12 protein-coding genes are annotated in these 16,455 nt (G+C 67.2%); 6 read left to right on the top strand and 6 right to left on the bottom strand.

Going from position 1 to position 16,455, the window contains the following annotated elements; all coding sequences use genetic code 11:
• The first annotated feature begins 29 nt into the window (after positions 1–29).
• Complete coding sequence (locus E0H73_RS20325; protein ID WP_131358669.1) at positions 30–1,835, top strand: sialidase family protein; 1,806 nt, start codon at positions 30–32, stop codon at positions 1,833–1,835.
• A 2-nt stretch (positions 1,836–1,837) separates the two neighbouring features.
• On the opposite strand, the gene E0H73_RS20320 is transcribed toward E0H73_RS20325, so the two are convergent.
• The 4 genes from E0H73_RS20320 to E0H73_RS20305 are packed head-to-tail and all read right to left on the bottom strand — an operon-like array spanning position 1,838 to position 5,350.
• Positions 1,838–2,749: a hypothetical protein gene (locus tag E0H73_RS20320; RefSeq protein WP_202867479.1), complete on the bottom strand. Its 912-nt coding sequence runs from the start codon at positions 2,747–2,749 to the stop codon at positions 1,838–1,840.
• A complete protein-coding gene (gene dgoD, locus E0H73_RS20315; RefSeq protein ID WP_131358666.1) occupies positions 2,743–3,888 on the bottom strand; it encodes a galactonate dehydratase in 1,146 nt (381 codons plus the stop codon). Before dgoD ends, E0H73_RS20320 begins: the two co-directional genes overlap by 7 nt.
• Positions 3,885–4,616: a FadR/GntR family transcriptional regulator gene (locus E0H73_RS20310; protein WP_238164120.1), complete on the bottom strand. Its 732-nt coding sequence runs from the start codon at positions 4,614–4,616 to the stop codon at positions 3,885–3,887. Before E0H73_RS20310 ends, dgoD begins: the two co-directional genes overlap by 4 nt.
• An 11-nt stretch (positions 4,617–4,627) precedes the next feature.
• On the bottom strand, positions 4,628–5,350 hold the full coding sequence (locus E0H73_RS20305; RefSeq protein ID WP_202867478.1) for an SDR family NAD(P)-dependent oxidoreductase: 723 nt from the start codon (positions 5,348–5,350) through the stop codon (positions 4,628–4,630).
• 385 nt (positions 5,351–5,735) lie between these two features.
• On the opposite strand from E0H73_RS20305, the gene E0H73_RS20300 reads away from it, so the two are divergent.
• The 5 genes from E0H73_RS20300 to E0H73_RS20280 are packed head-to-tail and all read left to right on the top strand — an operon-like array spanning position 5,736 to position 12,892.
• Positions 5,736–7,019: an ABC transporter substrate-binding protein gene (locus E0H73_RS20300; protein WP_131358660.1), complete on the top strand. Its 1,284-nt coding sequence runs from the start codon at positions 5,736–5,738 to the stop codon at positions 7,017–7,019.
• Positions 7,016–7,966 (top strand): carbohydrate ABC transporter permease, encoded by a 951-nt coding sequence (locus E0H73_RS20295; protein WP_238164119.1) that lies wholly within the window; start codon positions 7,016–7,018, stop codon positions 7,964–7,966. Before E0H73_RS20300 ends, E0H73_RS20295 begins: the two co-directional genes overlap by 4 nt.
• Positions 7,963–8,784: a carbohydrate ABC transporter permease gene (locus tag E0H73_RS20290; RefSeq protein ID WP_131358657.1), complete on the top strand. Its 822-nt coding sequence runs from the start codon at positions 7,963–7,965 to the stop codon at positions 8,782–8,784. Before E0H73_RS20295 ends, E0H73_RS20290 begins: the two co-directional genes overlap by 4 nt.
• Positions 8,781–10,784, top strand: a complete 2,004-nt coding sequence (locus E0H73_RS20285) for an alpha-galactosidase (RefSeq protein WP_131358654.1) — start codon at positions 8,781–8,783, stop codon at positions 10,782–10,784. Before E0H73_RS20290 ends, E0H73_RS20285 begins: the two co-directional genes overlap by 4 nt.
• 32 nt (positions 10,785–10,816) lie before the next feature.
• A complete protein-coding gene (locus E0H73_RS20280) occupies positions 10,817–12,892 on the top strand; it encodes an NPCBM/NEW2 domain-containing protein (protein WP_131358651.1) in 2,076 nt (691 codons plus the stop codon).
• Positions 12,893–12,956: 64 nt separating this feature from the next.
• On the opposite strand, the gene E0H73_RS20275 is transcribed toward E0H73_RS20280, so the two are convergent.
• Positions 12,957–14,615 (bottom strand): SulP family inorganic anion transporter, encoded by a 1,659-nt coding sequence (locus tag E0H73_RS20275; RefSeq protein WP_131358648.1) that lies wholly within the window; start codon positions 14,613–14,615, stop codon positions 12,957–12,959.
• Between the two features lie 56 nt (positions 14,616–14,671).
• Complete coding sequence (locus E0H73_RS20270; RefSeq protein WP_238164118.1) at positions 14,672–16,273, bottom strand: alkyl/aryl-sulfatase; 1,602 nt, start codon at positions 16,271–16,273, stop codon at positions 14,672–14,674.
• Between the last annotated feature and the right edge of the window lie 182 nt (positions 16,274–16,455).

Below are 16,455 nucleotides of genomic sequence, written 5' to 3'. Positions count from 1 at the left end.
CCAAGCAGCTCAGCTGGAGGCATCCGCCCATGCCCAGATTCCGAGCCCTGATCAGTTCCGCCGCGGCGATCGGCTTCGCCGCCGCCGGGTTGACCGTACCCACCGCGCCCGCGCAGGCGGCCGTCACCCAGACCGTGCTCTTCGACAAAGGCGACGCCGGCTACGGCTGCTATCGCATCCCCACGATTGTGAAGACCAAGGCAGGCACGCTGCTCGCCTTCGCCGAGGCCCGCAGGTCGTACTGCGCCGACTCCCAGGAGATCGACCTGGTGATGCGCCGGTCCGAGGACGACGGCCACACCTGGTCGGCGCCACAGACCGTTCTGTCCGGCACCGACTCCGACCCGAACGCGGTCGCCACCCGCGGCAACCCGGCGCCGATCGTCGACTACGAGACCGGCCGCGTCGTCCTGCTCACCACGATGGACCCCGGTACGACGACCCGCCCGCGGACGCCGTACCTGCAGTTCAGTGACGACGACGGGAGAACGTGGAGCAAGGCCAGAAATATCGGTGATCAAATCGATGATCCGGCCTGGGGCTGGTACGCGACCGGGCCGGTGCACGGGATCCAGCTGACCCGTGGTGCGCACGCCGGACGCCTGGTCGCCGGCACCAACTACGACAACGGAGCCGGCAAGAACGCAGGTCAGTTGGTCTACAGCGACGACCACGGCGACACCTGGCACAAGGGTGCAACCGATCTGCGCACCGACGCCACGCCGCAGGAGATCAGCGTCGTCGAGAAGGTTGACGGCGGCATCTATGCCGGTGCCCGGAACAACGCCGGTAGCGCCGGAGCCAGCCGGATGTTTGCGGTCAGCAACGACGGTGGTCAGACCTACGCGGCCCCGTACGCGACGATTCCCGGCCTGACGACGCCGACGGTGCAGGGTTCGCTGCAACGGTTGCGGGCGGTCGATCGCGGTGACAAGTACAACCGCATCCTGTTCGCCGCACCGGCTGATCCGGAACGCCGTCGCTACATGACGATCCGGTCCAGCTTCGACGAGGGCAAGACCTGGCAGTCCGTTGCCGATGGCACCAGGATCACCAGCGACTGGTCCGGGTACTCCGACATGGCGATCCTCGACACCGGCGAGATCGGCCTGCTGTACGAGGGCGGCACGGTCGACGCCCGTGATCAGATCCGCTTCGCGCGCTTCACCGAGAACGACATCGGTCACCCGGACGCGCCGCTCGGCACGACCACTGCGGACGTCTCGGGTCTCGGCAACAACAGCTACCTGCGCGGCGGCACCACCTCGGTCGCCGGCAAGTTCGGCCAGGCCCGTGACCTCGACGGCGTCGACGACGCCATCCAGCTCCCGTTCGCCGAATCGCTCGCGGTCGGCGCCGGCGACTTCACCGCGATGGCATGGATCAAGTACGGCGCCAGTACGGCGAACCAGGCGATCTTCTGGGGCTACGGGATCAACGAGTTCTCCCAGTTCTGGCTGCGCGCCGAACCGGCGGACAGCCGGATCCGCGGTTTGATCACAACCGGCGGCCAGACCGCGTCCGCCGCGACGACCAAGTCCTACAACGACAACGCCTGGCACCACGTCGCCCTGCAACGCATGGCCGGCACGCTGTCCATCTGGGTCGACGGAACCCAGGCCGCGTCGGTCACGGCCCCGGCCGGGTCGGTCAGCCCGGGGCGCCCATTCAAGATGTACGTCGGCCAGCGGCTCGACGGCGCGCACCACTTCGACGGCTCGCTGGACGAGGTTCGTATCTACAAGCGTGCTCTCACCGCGACCGAGCTCAACAGCATCCGCACGACGAACAGCACGTCGGTGCCGAACGCCGTACTCGATCTGCCGCTCGGGTGACATCAGACTGGCCTGGCGGAGGCGGTCAACCGCCAGGCCAGTTCACCACTCGCGGGTACGACGGCAGCGTCGTCGGGGCCGGCCTCGGCCAGGTCGAAGACACGACCCAGCATCGGCTCCACCCCCAGACTCCGGTACGGCGCTTCGTCCGGGAAGCCGGCGAGGTTGCGCCACAACGCGGTCGAGACTGGTTGCCCGGGGCAACTCAACGTCCAGGTGAGCTCGGCGTCGCGGTCCACAACGTTGACGGTCGGGCAGTCGATGAGGATGGCACCGACGGCAGTTCCGTCCGATGGTCCGTAGGTGCCGAGATCGATCCCACCCGGCTGCGGCCAGGTCTCGGTGATCCATGGTGCGTTGGCCGGCCAGGGGTTTGGCAACAGGTCGGCTGCCTCGGGGTAGAGGCGACAGTTTGTGCCGGAGGGCGCTGAGATGGTGGCGCCGACGGCGCAGTCGAGGAGTGCGTGTGCCGCCCAGATGAAGCGGAAGCCAGGTGGGGCTTGCAATCTGTAGTCGACGGCAACAGTCTCCGCGTCACCCGTGAACGTTCGAGTCAGGGTGGTGTCGGCGTAGGTGACGGAGGATTCCCAGGGCTGATTCCACAGGCCGCCGTGGTCAGGGGTTCCGCGGACGGTGGGGAAGCACTCGTCGAGTCCGCCTGCGTCCGTGAAGGCCTCGTGCCCTTCGCGGGGGCCGGTCAGGAGGCCGGGGCCGGACCAGAGCCACTCGCGGCCGGCGAGCCGGAGCGAGGTCCAGCGGCCGCCGTCGGCTGGGTCGACCGACACCGAACCGACGGACTCGACCGACGCCGGACCGACGGGCTCGGCCGACGCCGGACCGACGGGCTCGGCCGACGCCGGACCGACGGGCTCGACCGACACCGGACCGACGGACTCGGGGTGCTCGCTCACCATTCGGCGAAGGAGCCGTCTGGGTGGGTCCAGACGGGGTTGCGCCAGGTGTGGCCGGTCTGATCAGCGGCACGGACGGCGGCCTCGTCGACCGTGATTCCCAAGCCCGGCAGGGGATTCCACTCTGCGTGACCGTTGACCCAGGTGAACGGTGCAGGGTCCACGACGTACGAGGTGAGATCGCTCGCAACGTTGTAATGGATGCCCCGACTCTGCTCCTGGATCAAGAAGTTCGGAGTAGCGAACGACACCTGCAGGCTCGCCGCCAGGGAGATCGGCCCGAGCGGACAGTGCGGCGCTAGGAGAGCGCCATGCGCGTCGGCCAGCACCGCGATCCGGCGCAGTTCGGAGATCCCACCCGCATGGGAAACGTCCGGCTGTACGACCGCGATCCCGGCGTTCAGCGGCGCGACGAATTCGGACCGGTGGTACAGCCGCTCGCCCAGAGCCACCGGGACCGTCGAACTGCCGACGATCTCGGCCAGATGCACCATGTGCTCCGGCAGCACCGGCTCCTCGACGAACATCGGCTGTAGTCCCTCGACCGCGTGCAGAATCCGCCGGGCCCCGGCCACGCCGACGCGACCGTGTAGGTCGATCGCGACATCACGCGAGTCGCCCAGCGCCTCCCGGGCAGCAGCCAACCGAGTGACAATGCCGTTGATCTCGGCAACCGACGGCGACGGCTGGATCTGCCCGCTGCCGTTCATCTTCACGGCGGTCATGCCGGCCGCGACCTGCTCGCCGATCTGATCGGCAATCGCGGACGGCTCGTCGCCACCGACCCAGGCATACACCCGGACCCGATCGCGCACCCGTCCACCGAGCAGCGCTGCGACCGGAGCGCCGTACACCTTGCCGGCAATGTCCCACAGCGCGTGGTCGATGCCGGCGACCGCGCTGCTCAGCACCGGACCGCCGCGGTAGAAGCCGCCCTTGGTCAGCACCTGCCAGTGCCGCTCGATCTGCAGCGGATCCTGTCCGATCAGGTACTCCGACAGTGTCTCGATCGCGGTCCGGACGACCTCGGCGCGTCCCTCGACCACGGGCTCGCCCCAGCCGACCACGCCGTCGCTCGTCTCGATCCGGCAGAACAGCCAGCGCGGGGGGACCAGGAAGGTCTCGATCCTCTCGATCTTCACGCGCGCCGCCCACGCGGCTTCGACCCAGATCCGCGCACTTCGGTGAGGTCCTCGGCCGCCTTCGCCAGCAGTTCGCGCATCGCCTGCTCGGCGGCGACCGGGTCATGCGCCCGGACGGCGTCGACCACGCGGCGGTGGCTCGGCAACGGATCGTCCGACGGTTTCACCTTGTGCACCAACCGGTCGCGGTCAGCCAGGCCGGTCTCCATGATCACTTCCATCTTGGTCAGCAGTTCGTTCCCCGTCGCCGCCAGCAGCGCCCGGTGGAATGCGAGGTCGGCGATCGCCGCGGCGACGTCGTCGGTCGCCGACGCCATCTCCTCGAGCGCGGCGTCCAGGGCGGTCAGGTGTGAGTCGTCGGCCCGCAGTGCCGCGAGCCGGGCGGCGGCCGGTTCGACGATGCCGCGCACCTCGTGCAGTTCTTCCAGCAGTTCCGGTCGTACGTCGTCGTCGAAGTGCCAGCGGATCATGTCAGCGTCGAGCAGGTTCCAGTCCGATCGCGGCCGGACGAACGTGCCGCGCTTCTGCCGCGCGTCGACGAGGCCCTTCGCGGTCAGCACCTTCAGCGCCTCGCGGACCGCGGTCAGGCTGACCCCGAGATCGGCCTGCAGGTCCGGCACGTTGATGGTCGAGCCCTCCGGGATCTGCCCGGACAGGATGCGCTGCGCCATCACCTCGACGATCTGGCCGTGCAGTCCCCGCGTCACGCCGCGCTGAATCCCCGTCACACCGTTCTCCCTCACGCCGAGTCCTTCACCGCGGACCAGCCACCGTCGACCACCAGCGTGGTGGCGGTCACGTACGACGCCTCCGACGACAGCAGGAACGCGACTGCCTGAGCCACTTCGTCCGGTTGCCCGAGCCGGCCGACCGCCGTCGCCTGCGCGCTGCGTTCGCGGCTCTCGGCGTCGACACGGTCCCACATCGCGGTCTCGACCGGGCCGGGAAGCACGGTGTTCACGCGGATCGAACCGCCGTACTCGACCGCGAGCTGGCGTCCGAGTGCAACCAGGGCCCCTTTCGTCGCCGCGTACGCGGGATGGCCGGGGAGCCCGGCGAGTGCGTGCACCGAAGACATCAGTACGACGGATCCGCGGTGGGCCGCGAGGTCGTCGTACAAGGTCTGGAAGCCGAGGAAGGTGGCGGTCAGGTTCACATCGAGCTGTCGTTGCCAGGACAGCGGCGACAGTTCGTGGGCCGGCTTCACGTCGAGGAAGACGGCGTTGCTGACGAGGCCGTCGATCGGGCCGAGCTCGTCGCGGCCGCGGGATCGAACCTCCGCCCAGGTGTCCGGCGACGAGACATCACCGAGTACGGCGATCGCCCGGCCGGGGACCTCCTTGCACGGTTGTACGTCGACCTGGACCACGGACGCGCCCTCGGCGAGGAATCGCTCCACGCAGGCCGCACCGATCCCGGACGCGGCACCGGTCACCACGATCACCCGCCCACCCAGCCGCACGTGCGCCTCCTCCACACCCCAGCCCCACCCAAGCATGCCGGGCAGAGCTTTCCAACGATGAACGAGTTATGTACCTCGTGGTGGTGATTCTCCGGCGCTTGCGGCGCCCAGGCACGCACCTCGCGGCACTTGGCCAGCGCCCACGATGCTCTGCATCGAGGCCACTACCCAAGCACCGCGATGCACGCACCTGAACACCGCAATCACTCGGAGACTCACCACCACGAGGCACAACCAGTTGACCGTGACGCCGATGCCAGGTCAAGTGATTTGCTCGTAATTTACGAATTAATATTGACACCTGCGACCGTCCGCCGCAAGATCGTCCGCAACACACCACTCACTCGACTGGCACGCTGGTCGAGCAGATCTCAGGAGTTTGGGTATGACGGGTCTGGCAGCAGATCGACGGACTTTCCTCAAGGGACTCGGACTGCTCGGGGCCGCTGCCCTGGTGCCCGGGTGCGCGACCTCGACGAGCAGTCCGGGTAGCGGCAGCGCGGCCACTGGTGAGCTTTCGCTGCAGTCGAACCTCTCCAGCGAGCAGGCCAAGGCCGCGATGGAGAAGCTCGTTGCCGCGTACAACAAAACCGGTGGGTCCCAGGTCAAGCTGAACACGGTCGCGGCGGAGATCTTCCGGACCCAGTTGCCGACGTACCTGACCTCGGCCAACCCGCCGGACGTCTACACCTGGTACGCCGGGTCGGTCGCGGACTCGTACGCGAAGAAGGACCTGCTGCTCGACGTGTCGAGCGTGTGGGACAGCATGAAGAACTACCCGAAGTCGATGCAGACGCTGTCCACCAGCAGCGCGGGCCAGAAGATCTTCGTGCCGACCAGTTACTACTGGTGGGGCATGTTCTACCGCAAGTCGAACTTCGCGAAGTGGGGCGTCACGCCGCCGAAGACCTGGGAGGAGTTCGTCCAGGTCTGCAAGACGATCCAGAGCAAGGGCATCCCGCCGATCGGCATCGGACTCGGCGACACCCCGTGGGTCGCGTCGGCCTGGTTCGACTACCTGAACATCCGGATCAACGGCGCGCCGTTCCACCGCCAGCTGCTGGCCGGCCAGGGCGACTTCACCGACCCGAAGGTGAAGGCGGTCTTCACCAAGTGGCGCGAGGTGCTGCCGTACTTCGACCCGAAGGGCAAGTCGTTCCCGTTCCAGGAGGCGACGTCGGCGCTGCTGGCCGGCAAGACCGGGATGTTCCTGATCGGCACCTTCTTCGCGGACTCAGCGCCGAAGGATGCGCTGGACGACATCGACTTCTTCCAGTTCCCGATCATCGATCCCGCCGTACCGGTGGCCGAAGAGGCACCTACGGACGGGTACTTCGCCTCGAAGAAGGCGAAGGATCCCGAGGGCGTGAAGAAGCTGATGACCTGGCTGGCGACGGCCGAGGCGCAGGAGATCTACGTCCAGAGCTCCTCCGGTACGGCGATCCCCGCCAACCCGGACGGCAAGTCCGCGGACACGGCGCTGGTGAAGAAGGGCAAGGCGATGATCGAGGGCGCGGCGGAGCTGACCCAGTTCTTCAACCGCGACTCTAGTGACGCACTCCAGCCAACTGCCGACGCCGCCCTGACCAAGTTCCTGGACAAGCCGGATCAGATCGACCAGATCCTCAAGACCTGGCAGACCGCGGCTGAGAAGGTCTTCAAGGCGTGACTTCCACCTTGACCCAGACAGCTCCCGGCCGGCCCGCGCCACGGGCCGGCGGGGGAGCGTCACGACGTACCAAACGCTCCGGTCCCCGGCGGGTGTCGCCGTTGATCCTGGCGTTCGTGCTGGTGCCGTTCGCGATCGAGGCGGTGTGGGTGTTCTGGCCCGCGCTGCAAGGGTTCTGGTTGGCGTTGACCAACTGGGACGGGTTGTCGGCGCCCTCGTTCGTCGGATTCGGCAACTTCAGCGACATGGTGTCGGACCCGATCTTCCGGACCGCGCTGAAGAACACCGCGATCTGGTTGGTGCTGTTCGGTGGGCTCAGTGTGATCGGTGGCTTCGGGATGGCGTTGCTGCTGCAGCGCGAACGTCGTGGCGTCGGCATCTACCGCGCCGCGCTGTTCACCCCGGTGGTCTTCTCGCTGGTCGTCACCGCACTGATCTGGCGAGTGTTCTACCAGCCTGATGGCTTGGTCGACACTGTGTTCCGGTCTGTTGGCCTGGGCAACTTCGTCCGGCCGTGGCTGGCTGATCCGGACACCGCCCTGTACGCCGTGATCGTGCCGGCGCTGTGGCGGCAGATCGGGTACGTGATGGTGCTGTACCTGGCTGGTCTGAAGGCCGTCGACCCGGCGCTGTACGAAGCGGCGAAGGTGGACGGCGCATCGGCCTGGCAGCGGACCCGATTCGTGACCATCCCACAGCTCAAGGGCGTGAACTCAGTCGTGTTGTCGGTGATCGTGATCGACTCACTGAGATCGTTCGACATCGTCTGGTCGATGACCAAGGGCGGCCCGTACCACTCGTCCGAGTTGCTCAGCACGTACATGTACTCGACCGCCTTCCAGTCGACCCAGCTCGGCTACGCGTCCGCCCTGGCCGTGGTCATCTTCTTGCTCGCCCTGGCCGTCATCCTCGGCTACCTGATCCGTGCCTTCCGGGAGGAGACATGAACCGCCTGAAGACCTCGGGCTACCACGTGGCGATGGGGCTTGTCTCCATCCTGTGGGTTGCGCCGATTCTCTGGGTGATCGTGATCTCGTTCCGCAGCTTCGACGACGTGGCGGCGAACGGGCTGGGGTCGCTGCCGCATTCGTTCACGTTCTCGACGTACAAGTCGGCGTGGGAGGATGCGGACGAGTTCCGGGCCTTGATCAACAGTCTCCTGGTGACGATCCCGGCGGTGCTGCTGAGTCTCGGGCTGGCGTCGATCGCGGCGTACGGGCTGGCGCGGTACAGCATCCCGTTCCGGCGGACGATCCTGTTGCTCATGCTGATGGGTAACCTGCTGCCGCCGCAGATCCTGCTGATCCCGATCTCGCGGTTCGTGGAGTTGATCGGGTACTACGACACGCTGATCGCGCTGATCGCCGTTCATGTCGGGTTCGGGCTCGGGTTCTACACGTTCGTGCTGCACGGGTTCATGCGGGATCTACCGCGGGAGATCCAGGAAGCGGCGACGATCGACGGGGCCGGGCCGGGGAAGATCTACGCGAGTGTGATCCTGCCGCTGACCCGGCCTGCGCTCGCGGCGCTTGGAGCGCTGTCGTTCACCTGGATCTTCAACGACCTGCTGTGGTCGATCACTGTGATCCGGTCCGGCGAGAAGATGCCGGTCACGCCGGCGCTGCTCGGTCTCCAGGGTCTGTTCGTCTCGTCCTGGAACGTGATCGCGGCCGGCACCGTGATCGCCGCGGTTCCCACGGTCGCGGTGTTCCTCCGCTTCCAGAAGCACTTCGTCGGCGGCCTCGCCATCGGAGCCGTCAAGTGAAAACGTGGACGTTGCGCGGCACAACCACGTCGTACGTCGTCGGCGTCCCCGACCACAACCAGTGGGCCCAACTCATTGCCTGGGGTCCCCACGCAGTGACAGAAGGCCCGTCGGTTGTAGCCCCGGAAGGCACCGAACACTTCCTCCCACGAGCCGACGTAGAACCCCTCGAGTACGGCGTCCGCGGAGTCCGCTACGCATCCCCTGTGGACTTGGTGGTCTCCGGCCCAGACGGCTCCGACGAGCTCCGCCCTGCCTTCACTCAAGCAACTACAGGAGAGAACACCCTGGAGTTGGAGTTCGTGGATGAGGTACGGGCGGTGAGTGTCGCCTTGCACTACCGCGTAGTCGGGGACTTGGTTGAGCGCTGGGTTTCGATCCGCAACGACGGCACCGGCGAGCTGCGGTTGCATCGGCATGACTCGGCGGGGTTCACCGTGCCTACGTCCGGTGATGCGACGGTGAAGTACTTGTGGGGTGAGTGGAACAGCGAGTTCCAGCAGGCCGAGGTCACCCTCGAGCGCGGCCGGTTCACGATCGGCAGTGCGCAGGGGATCACCGGGCACTCCTACTCGCCGTTCCTGTCCGTCGAGGACGGAGGTACGGCGTACGGCGTCCAGCTCGCGTGGAGTGGGTCGTGGGAGATGAGTGCCGACGTCGACACCACCGGGCAGTTGCGGATCCAGGCCGGACGAGTGTCGCCGAGCCTCGGGATCACGCTGGGGCCGGGGGAGACGTGGGTGTCGCCAAAGGCGGTCGGGGCGTGTAGTGCGGAAGGTGCCGACGGACTGGCTCGCGTCTTCCATGCCTACGAGCGGTCGCTGTCGAGAAGGCTCACCCCGAAGGTGCTGTACAACTCCTGGTTCGCGACCGAGTTCGACATCCGCGCCGACCACCAGCTCGAGCTCGCCCGACGCGCCAAGAGCATCGGCGTCGAGACATTCGTGGTCGACGACGGCTGGTTCGTCGGCCGCTCCGACGACACCGGCGGCCTCGGCGACTGGGAGGTCGACCCGGCCAAGTTCCCGAACGGACTCGACGGATTCATCACCGACCTGAACGACCTCGGCCTCGACTTCGGCTTGTGGGTCGAGCCCGAATCGGTCAGTCCGAAGTCCGAGCTCGCCGCGAAACACCCCGAGTGGATCCTCCGCACCCCCGGCCGCGACCCGGTCCTGATCCGCAATCAACTTCTCCTCGATCTGAGCCGGGACGACGTCGCCGACTTCATCTGGACCACGCTCGACCGGCTGCTGTCGACGTACCAGATCAAATATCTGAAGTGGGACGCCAACCGTCCGCGGCTCGACTCCGGCGACCAGCGGCGGGACCTCGACGGTCGCGTCGTCACCAACCTGTACGCGATCCTCGACCGCCTGCGCGTCGAGCACCCTGAGGTGTCCGTCGAGGGATGCGCGGGCGGCGGCGCCCGCGTCGACCTCGGGATGGCCGCGCGTGTCGACACGCTCTGGCCGAGTGACAACACCGCCCCGCTGGATCGGCTCAGGATCCAGCAAGGCTTCCGCACCGGCTTCGCGCCGCATCTGATGAGCTCGTGGGTGACCGATGCCGTCGGCACCCATGACGGACGCGAACGATCCCTCGACTTCCGGTTCCACGTCGCCATGGCCGGCGTACTCGGGATCGGCGCCGACCTGTCACGATGGAACGACGAGCAACTGTCCACCGCGGCACGACACATCGAGCAGTACAAGGGTATCCGCGATCTGATTGCCGACAGCAATGTCTACGGACTGTCGGCCGGCGTGCAGTACGTCGGTGTGACGCGGTCCGTGGTGTTTCTGTGGGAGACCGGCGACGGCAACGTGCGCGGCACCCTGCCGACCCGGCCGCGGCGAGCGCCGCTGGCCGGCCTGGATCCCGCGAAGAACTACCGGGTGGGCGACGAGGTTCACCCGGGCAGCTATCTGCTGCAGGTCGGCGTCCGCTGGGACGGCGCGACCGACTCGAACTGCCTGGTCGTCGAAGCCCTCGACTGACCGTTCCGCTCAACGGCAGCAAAGGACAACAGATGAAGCGACTACTTGGTGGGGTGATCGCGGCGGCACTGGTGGCCGGCGCGTTCGCGACCACCACGACAACCCAGGCTGTGGCGGCTCAGGCCACAGCTCAGGCCCCAGCTGCGGTGCTCAGCCCGACGCCGTACATGGGCTGGAACACGTACTACGGACTCGGTGGCGACTTCACCGAGGACACGATCAAGTCGGTCGCCGACTCGCTGGTGAGTCGCGGGCTGGCGAAGGCCGGCTACGACATCGTCTGGCTGGACGGCGGTTGGCAGGCCGACCAGTCGCGCAGCGACGCCGGCGACCTGGTCCCGAACCCGGCCAAGTTCCCGAACGGACTGAAGCCGCTCGTCGACTACATCCACAGCAAGGGCCTCAAGGCCGGCATCTACACCGACGCCGGTCCTTACATCCCGGGCAAGTGTGGGCTGGGTAGCGGCGGCTACTACCAGCGCGACGCGGATCAGTTCGCCGCGTGGGGCTTCGACGCGGTCAAGGTCGACTACCTGTGCGGTATCGCGGCGAACCTGGATCCGAAGACGGTTTTCACCGAGTTCGCCCAGGCGCTGCGCAACAACGCCAGCCACCGGCCGATGATCTTCAACCTCTGCAACCCGGTCACCTCGCCGGACTGGGGCAACTATCCCGAGTCGCAGCAGTCGATCTTCTCCTGGTCGTACGCGCCGGGGATCGCCCAGTCGTGGCGGACGTACACCGACGTCGGCTTCCAGGGCGACATCAAGTTCAAGGACGTACTGCGCAACTACGACGCGAACGCGCGGCACCCTGAGGTGGTCAAGCCGGGCGCGTTCAGCGACCCCGACTACCTCGCGCCCGAACTCGGCATGACGGACGAGGAGTTCCGCAGCCAGCTCACGCTGTGGACCGTGGCCGCGGCGCCGCTCGTGGTCGGCAGCGACATCCGCAAGCTGAGCCCGACGACGATCTCGATGCTGACCGATCCCGACGTACTCGCGATCAACCAGGACAAGGCCGCGGTCCAGGCCGTTCGGGTCGGTGCCGCGGGGACGGCGGAGACGTGGGTCAAGCGACTCGCTGACGGCAGTCGCGCCGTGGTGCTGCTGAACCGTGGTGACAGCGCGAAGACGATCACGACGACGGCTTCGGCGGTCGGTCTGCAGGGTGCGCGGTTCACCCTGAAGAACGCGTGGACCAACAAGGTCACCGAGAGCGCGGGCACGATCAGCGCGGCGGTTCCGGCGCACGGTACGGCGCTCTTCCGGGTCGAACCGGCCAGTGGTGTGCCGGGGATCCCGCATGTAACTGCCGGTATTCCGCAGGTGACGAACGTCGGCACCGACGTACAGCCCGACGGAGTCGCTCCGGTTGTTGCCGGCGGCGACGAGCTGACGGTGCAGGTTGCCGTCCGCAACGACGGCCTGCTGCCGGTGCTCAAGCCGGCCGTGACGGTTGCCGGTGGCACCGGGTGGACGGTGAAGTCGTTGACCAAGGCTCCGATTCTGTTGGCTGGTGGTCAGCAAGCGACGTACCGGTTCACCGTGAAGCTACCTGCGAGTGCGGCACCTGGATCTGCGAGTCTCACGGCGTCGACGTCGTACGACACGATCGGGTACGGCGTACAGCGGCAGTCGACTGTGTCGCCGGTGGTCGTTGCTCCGGTGCCGCCGACGGGGACGGTTCCGCTGTCGCATCACGAGTGGATCAGCGCGACCAGCGGGTGGATGTCGCCGACCGTTGACGAGAGTGTTGGTGGCGGATCACCGATCAGTCTGGTGAGTACGACGTACCCGACTGGGATTGGCGTGGCGACGCCGTCGACGGTTCGCTACTACCTGGGCAAGTCGTGCTCTCGGTTGACCGCGACGGTTGGTATCGATGACGCGGTACGCAACGTCGGGCCGGAGGGTGGTACTGCGACGTTCCAGGTGATTGGCGACGGCAAGGTTCTGTATGACAGCGGTGTAGTCGACCGTGACAACCCGAAGCCGATCGACGTCGACCTGACCGGAGTCCGCGTTCTCGACCTCTTCGTCGGTGACGCAGGAGACGGCGGCTACAACGACCGAGCCGACTGGGCAGCCCCAACCGCAACCTGCTGAGTTCTCCTTACTTGAGGGGCGGGCCGGTGCGCGGTCTGCCCCTCAGGTGTTTCCCCCACGCGCCCTAAGGAATCGTGGGTTGGTCCGGGGCGAGTTCGGCGATCGCTTCGCGGTTCGTTGGGTAGACGGTCTGGTCGGTCAGTAGTTCGAGTTCGGTGAGGCGGGTGAGGATTGGTGCTCGGACACGGCTGAACGCGAGGGTGACGTCGCGTGTCACCAGCCAGTCCTGCAGGGATGCGAAGGCCTCGGCGCCTGTGACGTCGATGTCGTTGACTGCTTCCATGTCGATGACGACGTGGTGTACCGCGTTCGCGCCTGGTGCGGTGACGGCGTGTTTGACGGCGTCGGCGAAGACCGATCCGTTCGCGAAGAAGAGCGGCGCCGCGATGCGTACGACGACCACGCCGGGCGCCGTCATGCGGCCCTCGGTCGCGCCTTCGAGGAGCGACTCGCCGGGGTCACCGGTCGCCTCGAGGACGTCGATGGCGGGGTTGGCGGCGCGCTTGGCGAGGTTGATCAGGGCCAGCGCGAACGCGACGAGGATGCCGGGGATCGCGCCGATGAACAGGGTGACGAGAAAGCAGACGGCACCGACGGCGAACTCGAACCGGTCCTTGTGCCAGAGCTCGGTGAAGTCCCGGATCCCCAGGAGTGGGACGATCGCGACTCCGACGATCGCCCCGATGGCCGGGGAGGGGATGTCCTCGAGCAGGGCGGTGCCGAACAGCAGGAGCAGCAGGGTGCCCGCGGCGAGCACGAGGGCCGGCAGTTGGGTGCGCGAACCCGCCTGGTCCATTGCCGCGGTACGCGAGGTGGATGAGCCGACGCTGAAGCTGCCCTGCGTCCCTGCGGCGACGTTCGCGAGTCCGAACGCGAACAGGTCCCGGTTCGCGTGGAACGGGTAGTGGCGCCTCTCGGAGTACGCCCGGGACACGAGCAACCCCTCCGCTGTGGTGACCAGCGTCAGCGCGATGGCGGAGGGGACGAGAAGGAGCCACTTGTTCCAGCCGATGACCGGCCAGGTCAGCGTCGGTGGGCCGGCGGGTACGTCGCCGAGCACCGACACTCCCCGCTCGTCGAGGTGGCCGACGACCACGACGATGGTCGCGGCCACGAGCAGGATCAATGCCCAGGGCACGGCGTGCGCGAACCGCCGGCCGAGCAGCAGCGCCGCGACCGAGACGGCACTGATGAGCACGGCCCAGCCGTTCACAGTGCCGAGGTTCGTCACCAGGTCGACGAGCTTGTCCGTGAACTCCCCGCCCGAGTCGATCTTCACGCCCAGCATCTTGGCGACCTGGCTGACCATGATGTCCAGCGCCAGGCCGCCGACGAACCCGATCAGGATGGGCTTGGAGAGGAAGTTCGCGAGAAATCCCAGCTTGAACACCGCGAGAAGGGCGAACAGGATGCCGCAGATGATCGCCTGCGCGAGGGCGAGCCTGGCGTAGTCGGCGCTGCCGGCGGTCGCGAGGCCGCCGATGGACGATGCGACCAGCGCCGCGGCCGCGGCATCCGGCGATGCGACGACCTGCCGCGACGACACGACCAGCGCGTAGACGATCGTCGGTACGACGAGCGCGTACAGGCCGGCGGTCGCCGGCAGCCCGGCGATCTGTGCGTAGCCGATGTTCAGCGGAATTGCGATCGCCAGCAGCGTGACGCCCGCCAGCAGTTCCGTGACGAGATTGCCTCGTGTCAGCCCGGCCAACGGTCGTTGCATGGCGCTCCTCTCGTGGGCAGGCGTCGACAGAGGGTCGGACCTGACGTGATCGCCGGTCAGGGGAGGACGATGTTGAAGGCGTGGTCTCCGGGGCTGAGGACTTCGAGGAGTTGCTTGAGGACGTTCAGGTCGCCGCGGACGTCGAGGCCGTCGGAGTTGAGGTCGCCGGCGGCGAGGCGGAGGAGCCGGGGCTTGGTGACGGTCAGGTGCAGGTCGGCATCGGGGGCTGGGGCGCGTTCGACGTAGACGAGTACGCCGTTGCGGAGTGTGAGGTGGAAGCTGCGGGCGAGGTCGCTGATCGTGAGGTCGAACGCGAGCTCGAGATCCCAGGCCTTGGGGCCGTCCACCGTGATCGCGACCGCGTCGAACAGTTGCTCGGGGGTGAGTTGCGCGAGGATCGCAGGTGCGTTCGTCACCGTCGGCGTGCCGAAGTTCCCTTCACGGAGTTCGGTCGCGCCGGAGAGGTAGAAGTTGCGCCAGGTGCCGTTCTCGGCGCCGTACCCGAGCTGCTCGAGGGTGTCGGCGTACAGCGCCTTCGCGGCTGTGTGAGTCGGGTCTGTGAATGTCGCGTGGTCGAGCAGCGTCGCGGCCCAGCGGAAGTCACCGGCGTCGAAGGCGGCCTGCGCCAGTTCGATCACGCGGTCGATGCCGCCGATCGCGTCGACGTAGCGGGTCGCTTGCTCCTTCGGCGGGTGTGGCCAGAGCCTGGCCGGGTTGCCGTCGAACCAGCCCATGTACCGCTGGTAGATCGCCTTCACGTTGTGACTGACCGATCCGTAGTAGCCGCGGGCATGCCACGCGTTCTCCAACGCCGGCGGTAGCTGCATCGCCTCGGCGATCTCGGCGCCCTGCAGACCCTGGTTGAGCATCCGCAGCGTCTGGTCGTGCAGGTAGCCGTACAGGTCGCGTTGCAGGCTGAGGAACTCGACGATCTCGGCGTTGCCCCACGTGGGCCAGTGATGCGACGTGAAGACGACTTCGGCTTGGGAGCCGTACCGCTCGATCGCCTCGGTGAGGTACTGCGACCAGACGTGCGGGTCGCGCACGACCGCGCCGCGCAGGGTGAGCAGGTTGTGCAGCGTGTGCGTTGCGTTCTCGGCCATGCACAGCGCCTTGTACCGCGGGAAGTAGAAGTGCATCTCCGACGGCGCCTCCGTGTTGGGGGCCATCTGGAACTCGATTTCGAGCCCGTCGACGGTGTGCGTCTGCCCGGTTGTGGTGATCTCCCGGGTCGGCGGAAGCAGAGTGGCTTCACCGGTCGAGGTCGTCTGGCCGAGTCCCGCACCGACCGCGCCGTGCGAACCGCGGGCGAGCGCTGCGCCGTACATGTACCCCGCCCGGCGGCCCATGGCGGTGCCGGCGTACACGTTCTCGGCGACTGCGTGTTCGACCATCCCCTCGGGCACGATGATCTCGACTCCGGCGTCGACCTGCTCCTGCGTGAGGATGCCCTGAACGCCCCCGAAGTGATCGATGTGCGAGTGCGTATGGATCACGGCGGTGATCGGCCGGTCGCCACGATGAGTGCGGTAGAGCGCCATGGCGGCAGCGGCCGTCTCCCGTGAGATCAGCGGATCGATCACGACGACCCCGGTGTCGCCCTCGACGAACGACATCACCGACAGGTCGAGACCGCGGATCTGATACAGGCCAGGCACGACCTCGAACAACCCGTGCTTTGCGGCCAGCTTGCTCTGTCGCCACAGGGCTCGGATTCACCGTGTCCGGAGCATCGCCGGTCAAGAAGTCATAGCTGGACGCATCCCATACGACGTCGCCCGCGGCGTTGCGAATCGCCGGATCGTCGAGCGTCCCGATGAACCCTCGCTCCGCCGCAGCG

This window comes from Kribbella pittospori, from assembly GCF_004331465.1.
In the GTDB taxonomy this organism is placed as follows: Bacteria; Actinomycetota; Actinomycetes; order Propionibacteriales; family Kribbellaceae; genus Kribbella; species Kribbella pittospori.
The sequence above is the reverse complement of the archived record's forward strand: the minus strand, read 5'-3'. Positions and strand labels throughout refer to the sequence as shown.